Raw genomic sequence first — 15,063 nt, forward strand, 5'->3', positions numbered from 1 at the left:
TAATAATGGTCAGTACTTGATTATTTGTTTTCATAGCCTTTAGACTGCCTGAAAAGAGGCTGTTATGTCAACCCTAAATTAAAAGATAAATTATGCTAACTGGTTATATAGCAATCTAATGAATGCCAAATTTATGCAGAATTTCGTTTAATTTCGACTTATCTATTGGCTTGTTAATGAAGTCAATTGCCCCTAACTTTGCCACACGCTGCTTCATTTGTGTTTGAATATCAGCAGAAATTACTAATACAAAGCACTCTATTTTTTGCATCTTGATTGCTTCTAACACCTGTACACCATCGACCTCAGGCATAGTTAAATCAAGACAAACCAAGTCAAAACAATGCTCTTGTAGCAACATTAAAGCTTCTTTGCCGTTCTTTGCTTGCATAATATCTGCTTCAATACATTCATTTAAACAGCGAACAACTTGCTTACGTGCTACAGTTGAGTCATCACATACTAATATTGAAAAATTCATACCATTAACAACTTGATTAAGAATAAAAAAGTTAATGAGCGAGTTTTCTACTCATTTTTATTTACTAAACGACTGTGATTTTATAACACAAATAATCAAGCTAGATAAGCTTAAGTTTTTGCTAAAAAAGAATATTTACTATGTTTGTTAACGAAAAATGATTCTTTTATTTATTTTTAGACGTTTATTAGCTAACTTTAGTAGCAAGCATAACTTAATGTAATTGCCACCAAGGAGCTATGGACAATCCATGCTACAAAAAAGCCTCTCTAAAAAGCTATTGACCAGCGTATTATCAGTCTACTTTTACTTACATTTGTAGTCACTTGTGGCCAAGTTATTGCAGAATACGTAAACACAAAAGATTATATTCGTGACGAGCTTACAACACTACAAAAAACCTTTAGTCGAAGCTTAACCCGTGCCATATGGGAATTAAACACTAAGCAGACAATCACCACAGCCGAAGGCTTACTTGCTATTCCGATGATTGAAGGCATTATAGTACGTGATGATAGCGGAGAAATAATCTCTCAACTGGGTCGTTCTTTAGATATTCGCGAACTATACAGCCAACAGCTGGTGCAAGAAGAAGCCATTATTGAAGACACACCATCAGGTCTATTTGGTTATACTTTCCCACTCATTTTTGAGTTTTCTGGGCGCGCAACCCAAGTCGGTGACGTAACTCTTTTTTCTAGCCGAGAAGTGATTTTTAGCCGCATTATGATCTCAATTTACTTTTTAATTGGTAATGCGATGATCAAAACTACCTTTTTAATAATTTTGTTTTTAATTGCATTTAGAAAGTTATTAACTGACCCCCTAGAGCAGCTGACAGAGCAAATTGAAGACTTAGAACTTAACGATCTAGAAGGCCAACATATAAATATAGAAACGACTGAACATAACGAATTAAAAGTAATGGAGCAGTCTTTTAATAAGTTAATTGATAAAGTTGTGCAATATCGACAAGAGCTTGAGCATACGCAGAAAGAGTTAATCATCTCCAATGAGAAACTCGATCAACACAACCTGCAATTAGAACAAGAGGTGGCACGTAAAACCTCAAACCTTAGCCAAGCTATGATGGACTTACAACAGCAAAAGTATGAGCTTGAAAAACAAAAACTTACACTGACTGAAGAAGTAGACTTACGCCGTCATACCGAGCAAGAGCTGCTTACCAAACAAAAAGAAATGCAACGTTACGTAGATGAGCTAAATCTAGCACAAGAGCGCCTAGTCGGCTCTGAGAAAATGGCCGCTTTAGGCGGTCTGGTTGCGGGTATTACCCACGATATTAATACTCCTGTAGGCATAGGTGTAACAGCTACCTCATTTTTACAAGAGCGCTTAATGCAAATTGAAACGGCCTATAAAGAGAAAACGTTATCACCCAAAGCATTGGAAGAATTTATCAATGATGCAAAACAAAGCACCAGCTTACTGACCAGTAATTTAGATAGAGCGTCAGAGCTGGTTGCTAGCTTTAAGCAAATTGCGGTGGACCAAGCCAGCGAAGCTGTAAGAACCATTAACTTTAAAGAGTATCTTGGCGAAGTTATTCGTTCATTACATCCAAAAATTAAAAATACCAGCCATCATATTAATTTAGATTGCCCTGAAGATCTCACATTAAATCTACCGGCTGGTGCGATCAGCCAAATATTTACTAATTTGATTATGAATTCACTCATTCACGGCTTTGACGGTGTAAATAACGGAGTTATTGATATTCTGATTAAAGATGACGACAGCCAAGTCATTATAGATTTCAAAGATAATGGGAATGGCGTTAGCGAGCAACAACTCGAAAAGTTATTTGACCCATTTTTTACTACTAAACGCGATCAAGGTGGCAGTGGTTTAGGCACTCACATCACCTTTAACTTAGTAAAACAAACCTTAAGCGGTGAGATTGAAGCGTCAAGCTCGCCAGGCAATGGTTTGCACTACCATATTAGCTTTCCTAAAGACATGCCAAAGCCGCTTTCTATCTTTAATAACTAATACCGTTTTAACTTAGATGAATGCTTAGTTCAATTACTAAGCATTCACTAAAGGTTGGCTCTCGCGTTAACAAAATCAGCCATTTCAGCATGCGGTTTTTATTGCTATGATTGAGCAAATTTACCAAATGGATCAATTCCCCTATGTGGTTTAGTAACCTAATTTGTTATCGCTTTAAGCAAGATGTTTCATACACCCAAGAAGACTTCGATAACGCGCTAGAACAAGATGTATTTCGTCCTTGTGGTAGCCAAGACTTAAGCACCTTTGGCTGGACCAAAGCTTTTGGTAAACATGGCGAGTCATTATCTCACTTTTCACAAAAAAGCATTTTAGTGTGTGCAAAGCGCGAAGAAAAAGTACTTCCTGCGGCTGTTGTAAACGAAATGGTTGCAGAGAAAATAGAGCAAATAGAAGCAGAAGAAAATCGCCCTGTTAAGAAAAAAGAAAAAGACGAGCTAAAAGAGAACATTCTTCACACCTTGTTACCACAAGCTTTTAAAAAGTCGAGCTTACAATTTGCATTTATCGACCAAGAAAATGGCTGGGTTGTTGTTAACAGTGGCAGTTTCAATAAAGCTGAAGAACTATTAGCACTATTACGTAAATCACTGGGTACTTTGCCGGTTGTTCCTGCGTTTGCCAACTATGATTTAGACGTGTTTTTAACTGACTGGCTCACTAACTTTAGCACCCCAGAAGGATTTGCAATTGGCTCAGATGCAGAACTTGAAGAAGCTGATGACAGCGGTGCTCAAGTTAAGCTTAAAGGCCATGATTTAGCTTGTGATGAAGTTAAATCACACCTTGAAAGTGGCAAGCGAGTCACTAAACTTGCTTTAGATTGGCAAGAACGTCTTAAATTTATGCTACAAAATGACGGCTCAATAAAGCGCTTAAGTTATTCAGATACGCTTAAAGAGGAAAATGCAGATATTCCAAAAGAAGACATGATAATTAAGCTCGACGCTGACTTTATTCTCGCTTCAGAAGAGATTAAGCAAATGTTAGAAGAGCTAACATCTGGCTTAGGTGATGCAGACGATTTAGCTTAACCGTTAAAAAGCAAAAAAGCGCCACGTTTTGGCGCTTTTTACTCAACCTGCGATCAAGCTTTAACTAAAAACCGATTTCACATCATCTAACATGTCGTTGTATTCATCTGTTGCAAATATCTCTAATGATGGAATCACACCTTTATCGATATACATCTGTAATGCCGCAGATTTATCTGACACTTGTAAAATTCCTTCCATAATTGCCCCGATACGAATGAAATCAACATAACAGATATGCTCAGGGCGATAGTTAGGGTTAGCCCAACTTTCAGCCACTTCGACAAATTCGTCAGTGAAATCCCATGCACGCATAATCGCTCCACCGACTTTGCCACTGAGCTTTTGAATCGCATGAGCTAAAAAACTCGGGTTTGCAAACACTTCAGGGTGGCGCTCAGCCTCAGTTAAAATAGGTAACACACCAATATTATAAACTAATGATGCCAGGGTAATGGTATCGCGATTCAGCGATGTCTGCTTGTTCTCTTTTAAAAAGAACTCCATCAATGAAATTGAATGGCACGCCACTTTAAGTGTTTTCTGCCAGGCTTTATCCATATAGCCTTTAATAAGTTCGTTGTTTGACACAAACAGCTGTTCCATCGCCATCGCTGTGGCAATATTTTTAATTTGTCTTAGGCCGATTCGTGTCACCGCTTGATTCAAATTTGTTACCTTTACTGAGCGTCCCATAAACGCACTATTGGCAACTTTTATCATGCGCGCTGCTAATGCTGGATCATGAGAGATCACATCAGCCATTTGCGCTAAATTAACGTCAGGGTCGTCTGCGGCTTGACGAACACGAACTGCAACTTCTGGCAGCGTTGGTAACACTAAAGTGTCGTTATTTATACGGTCAACCAAAATGGTTAATAGCGCGTTTTCTGTTGACATAAATGTGCCATCCTTTTGAATTAGCCTGCAGCAACATGATGCTTGCTAAGCACTGATGTTTTTATAAGTTTAATTGTTAGTATTGTCTAACTTACCGCTAAAGTTAAGAAAATTACACAAATTATCTGTGTTTTATTTTTTCATCATACAATACTACCCAATCTTTATTAGTTAAAGCGCAGCAAACTTGCTATTTGCGCGAAAGTTTTGCTTTAATGCATAACACAAGCGAGCAAGCAGCCTATTTATTTAGCTGCTGATTTATAACTTCACTTTAAACAGGCAACAAAATGACTCTTAACAAAATTAGCCAAGCACTGGTTTTTTGCGGTGCAGCTTTTCTTAGTGCATGTTCAGAACAAGCCGTTACACCTAAAACAGATGCCGCAGTTGCAGAAAAAGCTCCTGCCACAACCGATTCTCCTCAGCTAATTAATGCCAATACCGATCGCTTAGCTATTTACACTGATTTTAGTTTAACGACTGATCTTTCTCACTTAAGCGAAAATCAAAAAGCCATGATTGCAAAGCTAATCGATGCATCAAAAATTATGGATGAGCTTTTTTGGCGTCAAGCATTTGGTGAAGACAAAGCCAGCTTTTTAGCAAAAATTAATGACCCACAAGTGCAAAAGTTTGCAGACATTAACTATGGACCTTGGGATCGTTTAAATGGCGACCAAGCTTTTTTATCTGGGTATGATGAAAAAGCGCCTGGCGCGCAGTTCTACCCTGCTGATATTACAAAAGAAGAATTAAACAGCTCAGATGTTGAAGACAAAAATGGCCTTTATTCTGTTGTTAAACGTGATGAAAACGGCAAACTTTATACTGTTTCATATTCTGTAGAATACGCACAAGCACTAGAAAAAGCAGCAAACCTACTACGTGAAGCGAGTAAACTAGCCGACGATAAAGAGTTTGCTAATTACTTATCTATGCGCGCTGATGCACTACTAAGTGATGAATATCAAGCGTCAGACTTCGCTTGGATGGATATGAAAAATAACCCGATTGATGTGGTTATTGGCCCTATAGAGACATATGAAGATCAATTATTTGGCTCACGTGCGGCATTTGAATCTTATGTACTTGTTAAAGACTTAGCCTGGAGTGAGCGCTTAGCTAAATTTGCTGCCTTTTTACCTGAATTACAAAAAGGCCTACCTGTTGATGCAAAATACAAACAAGAAGTACCTGGCTCTGACGCCGACTTAAACGCCTATGACGTGGTTTACTACGCAGGCCACTCTAACGCAGGCAGCAAAACCATTGCTATTAACCTACCGAATGACGAACAAGTCCAGCTTGAAAAAGGCACTCGCCGTTTACAACTTAAAAATGCCATGCGTGCTAAATTTGATAAAATTCTAGTACCAATCGCTGAGCAACTTATTGTGCCTGAGCAACGTAAACATATCACTTTCGATGCTTTTTTTGCTAATACCATGTTCCACGAAGTGGCTCACGGTTTAGGCATCAAAAACACCATCACTGACAAAGGAACTGTTCGCCAGTCTTTACAAGAACATGCAAGCGCACTTGAAGAAGGTAAAGCCGATATTCTTGGCTTATATATGGTTGAGCAATTGCTTAAAAAAGGTGAAATTACACAAGGCACACTTGAAGATTACTACACCACGTTTATGGCCGGAATCTTCCGTTCGGTTCGCTTTGGCGCATCAAGTGCCCATGGTAAAGCAAATATGATCCGTTTTAACTTTTTTGCCCAAGAAGGCGCATTCTCAAAAAATGAGCAAGGCCTTTACCGTGTAAACATGGAAAAAATGGGTCAGGCAATGGCTAAGCTATCTAACCTTATTTTGACCTTACAAGGGGATGGTGATTACCAAAAAGTAGATCAACTAATTGCTACTCATGGTGATATTAAAGCCGAGCTTGCTAAAGACTTAGAAAAACTAAGCCAAGCAAATATTCCAGTCGATGTTACCTTTAAGCAAGGTAAAAATGTTTTAGGGCTTTAATAAATTTAAAAGAGTTACAGCCTGCGCTGTAACTCTTTTATACATAAAGAATGAGCGAATTCAACTCCGCTCATTTTTTTAATGTTGATTTACTAATAACATTACGTACTACTGGCTCAAGGCTTTTTAATCCCCAGCTTTTACCTTCACGAATGGAAGCCTCTACATCTTGGCCGCTTTCATAAGCTGCAATAGCCATTAACGCACCGACTCGATTACTACTAGCACAATGAACTAACACAGCCTCCCCTTTTTTCTGCGCCAAAAACTGCGTTAATAACCGCGCATTCTCCACATTGATGTCTTTGACACCTGTAATAGGTAGCGCGACATAATTCATATTTAAGCTGTTAACCAGTGCTTTTTCATCCCAATCTTGTTCACTTTGCCCACGCAGGTTAATTACATGCTTAATGCCTTCATGCGCTAATGCCTTAAACTGTTCAATGCTTGGCTGCGCTGCTGAATATACGTGCCCTGCATGGGGTGTTAAATTAGCGACACCAATATTGTCAATTGCTTGAAAATTAGCTGGCACTGACGAGCCAACACTTGCCTGCTCTTTAGCTACAGCATAAGCGGCATTAGATAAGGATAATAAAAGTAAACTTGTGCAAAATTGCTTTATACGTTTCATATAACTCTCAAAGGTACGTCGTTAAGAATGATTAAAAACAGCCTTCAATTGCGCTAACTGCTCGCTTGAGTATGGCTTGGCTGGATTTTTACCCCATACAGGTGCAGGCCACGCAGCATCCGTTTTATACCGGGCAATATGATGAATATGTAGCTGTGGCACCATATTCCCCAACGCTGCAACATTGAGCTTGTCTGGGGAGAAAATATCTTGTATCAAACGGCTCAACTTAGCCGACTCTTGCATTAAAATAAGTTGATCAGCTTCATTTAAATCAATACTTTCTTTTAAGCCCGCTTGGCGAGGAACTAAAATAAACCACGGATATTGGCTGTCATTCATTAGCAGCACTTTACACAGTGGCCAATCAGTAATCTCTATACAGTCTTGGGTAAGCTCTGGGGCTAATACAAATTCAGCTGTCATTTTAATCCTCTTCTATTTAACTGCTATACCTCAACTTTAAAGCATTTAGTTGCAGTTGCCCACGCTTGGCTTTACCATCATGGCAGTTTTTATTCGAGCGAAGGTAAATACGTGTTAAAAAAAATCAAACACCTTTCATGGGCCCTACCCTTAGCGGCTAGCGCTATTACAGTACAAGCAAAGCAGCTATCACTAGAACGTATATTTGACGATCCTAGCTTAGCTGGTAAAGCGCCTGTACAACTTAAGTTTTCACCCGATGGTAGCCGTGTTACTTACCTGCAAGGTAAAAGCGATGATTATAACCGTTACGATTTATGGGAATACAATTTAAAAGATAATAAAAACCGTATCTTAGTGGATTCTGCACAGTTATTTTCTGGCCCTGAAAACCTCTCAGACGAAGAAAAAGCGCGCCGTGAACGCCAACGTATTTTCGGTAAAGGCATTTTAGAATACAAGTGGTCAAAAGATGGCAAAGCCTTACTTTTTCCGCTCAATGGTGACCTGTATTATTACGATTTAGCGTCAGCAAAAAGCCGTAAATTAACCAATACCGACGCATTTGAAACCGATGCCCGCTTTTCGCCAAAAGGTAATTTTGTCTCATTTATTCGTGAACAAAACTTATATGCGCTTAACCTTAAGTCAGGTAAAGAAATTCAACTGAGTAAAGATGGCGGTGGCGTAATTAAAAACGGCATGGCTGAATTTGTCGCGCAAGAAGAAATGGGCCGTATGACCGGCTACTGGTGGGCAGGCGATGAGTCTAAAATTGCCTTCACCCGTATTGACGAAAGCCCTGTAAAAGAAGCTATTCGAAACGAGATTTACGCCGACGAAGTAAAGCTATTTAACCAACGCTACCCGTTTACTGGCACCAATAATGTTAAAATTCAACTCGGTGTGGTAAAAATCGATAACCAGCAAACTGATTGGGTTGATTTAGGCAAAGATGAAGACATCTATATTGCCCGAGCTAAATGGTTAGAAGATGATAAAACTTTATCTTATCAATGGCAAAACCGCTCACAGCAAAAATTAGAGCTACGCTTTTATAACAGCCAAAGTAAAGAACAAAAAATCGCGCTAACTGAAACGAGCGAGAGCTGGATTAACCTACATTTTGACTTACAGTTCTTAAAAGACAAAAAACACTTTGTTTGGGCGTCAGAGCGAAATGGTTTCAAACACCTTTACTTATACCGCACTAACGGTAAATTAATTCGTCAGATAACAGATGGTGACTGGGTTGTTGATAGCCTAAAAGGTATTGATGAGAAAAAAGGCATTGTATACTTTGCTGGGCGTAAAGATACGCCACTTGAAAGCCACTTATACAGCACACCACTATTCAAAAAAGGTGATATAAAACGTATCACCGAGCAAGGTGCTTATCATAACGTGGTGATGGCTAAAGACAGCAAAACCTTTATTGATAACAGCTCGTCAGTTAATCAGCCAAACTCAGCTGCATTACGTAAAGTAAATGGTGAGTTTATTACATGGCTTGAGCAAAATAAGCTTGATAACAACCACCCCCTAACACCTTTTTTAGCTGATCTTCCTGAACCTGAGTACGGCACATTAACGGCCGATGATGGTCAAATAATGCATTACCGTTTATTCAAGCCTGCCACAGTGAATAATGGTAAAAAACACCCTGTTCTTGTTAACGTATACGGTGGCCCCCACGCACAACGTGTTACTAACAGCTGGCGTAGTAAAAACTTATATTTTCAATACATGGCACAACAAGGTTATGTGGTATTTCAACTTGATAACCGCGGTTCTTACAACCGAGGTAAAAAGTTTGAAGATGCCATTTACAAAAACCTAGGTGTAGTAGAAGTGGCTGACCAAATCAAAGGCGTAGAGTTTTTACGTACGCTTGATTATGTTGATCCACAACGTATTGGCATTTACGGTCACAGTTACGGTGGCTACATGGCACTAATGACCATGTTTAAAGCCGGTGATTACTTTCAAGCGGGTGTATCAGGTGCACCTGTCACTGATTGGGCATTATATGACACCCACTATACTGAACGCTATTTATCACACCCAGATACTAACGCTAAAGGTTATACCGACAGTGCAGTATTCCCTTATGCCGACGGTTTAAAAGGCCCATTAATGATTTATCATGGTATGGCTGATGACAACGTATTATTTACTCATGCGACAAAGTTATTTAAGCAGCTGCAAGATAATGAAAAACAGTTCGAAATGATGACTTACCCAGGCTCTAAGCACAGTTTACGTGGTAAACAAGTACAGACTCATTTACATCAAACCATAACTAACTTCTTTAACCGTCATTTTGATGTTAAATAAATCACTGAATTAAAATAACTTTTAAATTAAAGGCTGATTAAATAATCAGCCTTTTTTTTGGCTAGTTTAAAGAGTTTGCCGCATCATTAATTTTCATTATTTATGTTACCAAGTTCCTAGAATATATTATCCTTTTTTACTACGCTTAATAGATATTCAGAACGTCAACACAGATTGAGGAATACCTGATGTCGTACCTTCGTCGCTTCACAATCTTTCAGCGCTTAGCCCTACTAGTTTGTGTTGTTGTAATAGGCTTACTCTTTTTAAGCATCACTTCACTCACTCAGCAATATAGTTCGCTAAAAGATGAGCAACATGCAAAAACTAAAAACCTAGTTGAATCAGCCCATAGCATTATTACCCACTTTTATGAATTACAGCAAAATGGTGAGTTAACCGAGCAGCAAGCGAAGCAACAAGCACTTAGCACTATTGCTGCACTGCGGTACGACAACAATAACTATTTTTGGATAAACGATTTCCAACCTGCAATGGTGATGCACCCTTTTAAGCCTGAACTCAATGGTAAATCGTTAAGTAATAATAAAGATCCTGACGGCACTTTACTGTTTGTCGATATGGTTAACATCGTCAAAAGGCAAGGTGAGGGCATGATCCCTTATAAATGGCCAAAGCCTGGTAAAGATGAACCTGTCGATAAAATAGCTTATGTAAAAGGATTTTCACAATGGCAGTGGATTATAGGTTCAGGTGTTTACATAGACACCATAGATGAAGCATTTGCTCACCTTCGTAATTTGGTTGTTCTCAACTCAGCAATTATCATTGCAATATTAATTGGTCTAAGTTATTTAATTGCTCGCAGCATTTTATTACCCACCCAACTTGCTGCCAACATGATGAAAGACATTTCGCAAGGCGAAGGCGACTTAACCCAAGCCTTAGATGAAGATGGTAATGATGAAGTATCCCGACTTTCTCGCTATTTTAATTTATATACCCAAAAAATGCGTGAATCACTTAAGCACGTTGCACAAAACGCGCATGACGTAAACCAGTATGCTCATAATGTTGATGATGCTAGCAAAACCAATCATTCGTTTATTGAGCTGCAAAACGATAGTTCAACCCAAGTTGCCGCAGCCATGGAGCAAATGACTCATCAGATACATGACGTCAGCCGTAACGCTGAGGCCGCTGAGCATGCAGCTGTAGACGCGGCTAGCAACGCATCTGAGGGTAAAAATATTGTGGCCCAAACAATTAAGGCAATTGAAACACTCTCTAAAAATATTGAAACCGTAAGCCAAGTAACGGCTGATCTGGCCCAAGAAAGTAACAACATAGGATCAGTACTTGATGTGATCCGCGGAATTGCAGAGCAAACAAACCTACTTGCTTTAAATGCGGCAATTGAAGCTGCACGAGCGGGTGAGCAAGGTCGAGGCTTTGCAGTTGTCGCGGATGAAGTTCGCACCCTTGCAAGTCGTACCGGTAAAAGTACTGATGAAATTCAAACGATGATCGCAAAACTACAAAAAGGCGCACAAGCGGCTGTTGATGCCGTTACTGCAAGTCAGCAACTTTCTAGTAGTACTGTTGAACAAGCAGGTGCTGCAAATAGCTCATTAACTGAAATAGAACGATTAGTAACTATTATTACCGATATGAACGGCCAAATAGCCCGTGCCACAGAACAACAGTCTAGCGCGGCAGATGAGGTAAATTTACGTATTAATGAATTATCGCAATCAACAGAACAATCACTGTCAAATACTGCACAACTTGCTAATGCGAGCGATAACTTAAAACACAGCAGCCAAGAACCAACCGACGTAGTGAATCGTTTTAAATTAGATTAATCACGCCTCAAATCATAAAAAACCCCGTCAATTTAATTAACAGGGCTTTTTATTTAGCATTTAGGCTACAAGCAGTAACGAGCAAATAGACTACTTAAACCTGCTGCTGTTGGCTTACCATGTTGCCAATCGCCGCCTTCAACGCCACTGCCGGCAATATCCATATGTACATACGGTAAAGGTTGTGCGGATTCAGAGCCATGCTTATCAAGACCACCAACAACGGCTAAAAATGCCATTGGGAACTGATGACCACGAGCTGTAACAGCTGATGCTGCGTTATTACTTGAAAGCACATCATCGGCCAATGTACGCGGTTTAATAAAGTCATAGTCTTCACGACGACTACGCGATACTTCTGCACCATCTGCCCATAGATCGCCACAATCAGCCAGTTTACGTGATACATTTGCCGCACGTGCTGGGCCATTTTCAACATAAGCACTGTATGGACCCATAGCTCTCGCTGCGTGACCGGTTAAAGTTGCCACAGTGAAAAGCTCAGGATTCACCTCGTTTTTAGCAAGGTCTTTCATTTCACTGAGTAAATCACCCATCGCTAGACGACCTTCAGCGTCAGTATTACCGATGCGAACACGCACGCCTTCACGACTGGTGATAATTTCATCAGGAACAAAGCAATCAGACCCAATTGAGTTACGAACCACCGCTAAATAAGCAATAACTTTAACGCCTTTGGGTTGAAAGTCTGCCACTGATTTCATAAAGCCTGCAACCGATGCTGCACCGCCTTTATCACGGCTCATGCCCGCCATAAAGCCACCAACTTTTAAATCAGCGCCGCCGGTGTCGTACACCAAGCCTTTACCAACAAACATTAAAGTACGCTTTACTTCACCTTCAGGCACGTATTCTAGTTTAACAACACGAGGATGATGACGCTCAACTGCATACGACGCGCGCGCCACAGTGCTCATCATTGGGTACTCTTTATCTATGGTTGCAATATCCGCAATCACTTCAACATTTACACGAGAGTCTTTAAATAACTCAACGCAGTAATCTGCAAAGCGCGGCGGCGCCATGCGTTCAGGTTCAGTGCCGCATAAATCACGGGCTGCATACTGACCTGCGGCCATTGCATCTACAGCCTTTACTGTTTGCTCGTTGGCCCCTATTAAGCTAATTTGAGTAATTGGCTCAATGCCTTGACCATGAAACTCACGCGCCTCAAGCGGCTGCCACAGTGCTTGGCAAGCACCTAAATAAGCCACTTCTAAAGCGTATTGATAGCGACTATCTTGGCTAGCTTGCGGTAAGTAAATTGCAGGTTGTGTACTACCCGCTGCTTTTGCCTCATTGATCGCCAACTTGGCAGCATCAAAATAACGACGTACATCATCATAATCACGATTTAAAGGACCAGTAGGTGCTAAAATTACGCGTTTAGAGTCGACTACAAGTAATGTCACCTGCTTACCGATACGGGCATCAACAGCCATTTGAGCTTTAATCGCCTTACTCAAATTAGGGTCGTCTAACTCAGAAAAGTCATCAGCAATAATAATAAGCGCATCATGTTTTGCGTTATCTAGTTGCGGAGCCGCAACGGCTTGTGGATATGCCATAAAAAAAGGTCCTGTTGTCAAAAAGCTCAGGACCTTATTATCATTTATTTGACTACCTATTGCCAGCAAAGTGAGATTAGCTAAAACCTCGCTGGCAACTTGGCATTACAGTTTAAATTGCGCACTATTGCGCCTCTGTCGTACTATTTTCACGTTTATGCTTAGCAATTACTGACCAAGCTTCAAGCATCACCAAGACACTAATAACGAGTACCACGACATCTAAAATGACAAGCAACCAATTCCCTTGTTGGTAATACTCACCTAACTTAATCACGCCAGCAAAAAATGCCATAACCAACACAAAGCTCATAGGGATCAAAGTGTACTTAGCGGGGCGATTGGCCTTTATCAGCATCACTGAGATAACAAGTAAGGTTAAACTGGCAAGAATCTGATTCGTTGAGCCAAACAGTGGCCAAATAATCATGCCTCCACTGCCACTTGCTCCGCCCGCTCCAAAGGCTAACAATAAGCAACTTAGCACTGCAATTAGGGTGGCAACAATGCCATTTTTGATGACCTTAATGTTATAAATATCACCCCACTCTTGGATGATATAACGCTGCAGACGCACGCCTGAATCCATGGTGGTTCCAGCAAATAACACCACCATTACAGCAAGCAAAGTAGAAGCTATTTCATTTGAAATGCCCCAACCGCTTTCAATTAAGTTAGCCCCACCACTTACAAAGGCAGCGACACTGCCAGCTCCTAGATGGCTATATATTTCATGCCATTCTTCTGGGGACATAGCTAATGCTACACCACTGACGGCAACTAAAGTGATAAGTGCAAGCATGCCTTCACCTACAGCTCCTAAGTAGCCAACAAATCGACCATCGGTTTCTTTATTAAGCTGTTTTGAGCTAGTCCCCGAGGAAACAATACCATGAAAACCAGACACCGCGCCGCAGGCGATAGTCACAAATAATAATGGAATAATACTCGGTGTATCGATGGCAGTTTGGGTATTAAATGCCGGAGCTGTGATGTCGGGCATAGAGACAAACACGGCACCATATAACAGCACTAACCCTACCAACAATTGCATGCCGTTAATAAAGTCACGGGGTTGCAATAGCATCCAAACAGGCAACAATGAAGCTATCGCTGCATATACAAATAAAATAATGATCCAGTTAGCATTTGCACTTAAACCAAATAGCTCATCGGGTAAACTAATTGGCATACTGCTACCTAAATAAATGGTGTAGTATAAAATCCCAACACCAATAAAACACAGCGGAATAAGCGACACTTTTTTACGTAGTAACTGCCCAATCACCAAAGCAACAACAATAGCAGCCCAAGCCGGAAAGACCGCATTAGGGCTGTTAATAAACGACTTTGCAATGACCACTCCAAATACAGCATTAACCATTAACAATACGAGGAAAACAACGATCATAAACAAAGCTCGGGTACGTTTGCCTATCACTGTTTCAGACAATGCGCCCATTGATTTACCTTTGTTACGAGCGCTGGCCCATAAAGCCCCCATATCATGCACGCCGGCAAAGAAAATAGTACCAAATACAACCCATAATACTGCGGGCACCCACCCCCAATAAACAGCGATTGCCGGGCCAACAATGGGGGCGGCACCAGCTACAGAAGTAAAGTGATGCCCCCAAAGCACTACTTTATTAGTGGGAACAAAGTCTACACCATCTTCAAGTTCATGAGCTGGTGTGACAAAGCTGTCATCCATTTTGAAAATCTTTTCAGCGATAAATTTAGAATAAACAAACCAGCCAAAAAAGCATCCCCACCATACCCAGCAGTACAATTACAACTGATTGCATAGTATT

General features: G+C 40.4%; 9 protein-coding genes and 2 pseudogenes. 5 read left to right on the forward strand and 6 right to left on the reverse strand.

Features of this window, described 5'->3' with window-relative positions:
- Window positions 1-115: 115 nt before the first annotated feature.
- Window positions 116-481 carry a response regulator gene (locus ACU8V8_RS12450; protein WP_087532391.1) on the reverse strand — a complete coding sequence of 122 codons (366 nt, stop codon included), beginning with the start codon at window positions 479-481 and terminating at the stop codon, window positions 116-118.
- Window positions 482-731: 250 nt separating this feature from the next.
- Here ACU8V8_RS12450 and ACU8V8_RS12455 point away from each other — a divergent pair.
- Together ACU8V8_RS12455 and rdgC are read left to right on the forward strand one after the other, a co-directional pair.
- Window positions 732-2,494: pseudogene (locus ACU8V8_RS12455) on the forward strand (ATP-binding protein).
- Window positions 2,495-2,637: 143 nt separating this feature from the next.
- The gene (gene rdgC, locus ACU8V8_RS12460) at window positions 2,638-3,549 is read left to right on the forward strand and encodes a recombination-associated protein RdgC (RefSeq protein WP_087532393.1); all 912 of its coding nucleotides are present in this window, start codon (window positions 2,638-2,640) and stop codon (window positions 3,547-3,549) included.
- A gap of 60 nt (window positions 3,550-3,609) precedes the next feature.
- Here the strand turns inward: rdgC and ACU8V8_RS12465 are convergent, their stop codons facing one another.
- Complete coding sequence (locus ACU8V8_RS12465; protein ID WP_087532394.1) at window positions 3,610-4,449, reverse strand: HDOD domain-containing protein; 840 nt, start codon at window positions 4,447-4,449, stop codon at window positions 3,610-3,612.
- A 290-nt stretch (window positions 4,450-4,739) separates the two neighbouring features.
- On the opposite strand from ACU8V8_RS12465, the gene ACU8V8_RS12470 reads away from it, so the two are divergent.
- A complete protein-coding gene (locus ACU8V8_RS12470; RefSeq protein WP_446887715.1) occupies window positions 4,740-6,434 on the forward strand; it encodes a dipeptidyl-peptidase 3 family protein in 1,695 nt (564 codons plus the stop codon).
- 70 nt (window positions 6,435-6,504) lie between these two features.
- On the opposite strand, the gene ACU8V8_RS12475 is transcribed toward ACU8V8_RS12470, so the two are convergent.
- Window positions 6,505-7,071, reverse strand: a complete 567-nt coding sequence (locus ACU8V8_RS12475) for a phosphatase domain-containing putative toxin (protein ID WP_446887716.1) — start codon at window positions 7,069-7,071, stop codon at window positions 6,505-6,507.
- A gap of 21 nt (window positions 7,072-7,092) precedes the next feature.
- A complete protein-coding gene (locus tag ACU8V8_RS12480) occupies window positions 7,093-7,497 on the reverse strand; it encodes an HIT domain-containing protein (RefSeq protein ID WP_446887717.1) in 405 nt (134 codons plus the stop codon).
- Between the two features lie 111 nt (window positions 7,498-7,608).
- Between ACU8V8_RS12480 and ACU8V8_RS12485 the strand changes: the two genes are divergently transcribed.
- Both ACU8V8_RS12485 and ACU8V8_RS12490 read left to right on the forward strand, forming a co-directional pair.
- Window positions 7,609-9,834 (forward strand): DPP IV N-terminal domain-containing protein, encoded by a 2,226-nt coding sequence (locus ACU8V8_RS12485; protein ID WP_446887718.1) that lies wholly within the window; start codon window positions 7,609-7,611, stop codon window positions 9,832-9,834.
- A gap of 188 nt (window positions 9,835-10,022) precedes the next feature.
- Window positions 10,023-11,660 carry a methyl-accepting chemotaxis protein gene (locus ACU8V8_RS12490; RefSeq protein WP_446887719.1) on the forward strand — a complete coding sequence of 546 codons (1,638 nt, stop codon included), beginning with the start codon at window positions 10,023-10,025 and terminating at the stop codon, window positions 11,658-11,660.
- Window positions 11,661-11,725: 65 nt separating this feature from the next.
- Here ACU8V8_RS12490 and ACU8V8_RS12495 read toward each other — a convergent pair whose 3' ends face one another.
- Window positions 11,726-13,249, reverse strand: a complete 1,524-nt coding sequence (locus tag ACU8V8_RS12495; RefSeq protein WP_446887720.1) for a M17 family metallopeptidase — start codon at window positions 13,247-13,249, stop codon at window positions 11,726-11,728.
- 124 nt (window positions 13,250-13,373) lie between these two features.
- A pseudogene (locus ACU8V8_RS12500) lies at window positions 13,374-15,057 on the reverse strand (carbon starvation CstA family protein).
- Window positions 15,058-15,063: the final 6 nt, after the last annotated feature.

It is taken from the genome of Pseudoalteromonas sp. SaAl2, assembly GCF_052947895.1.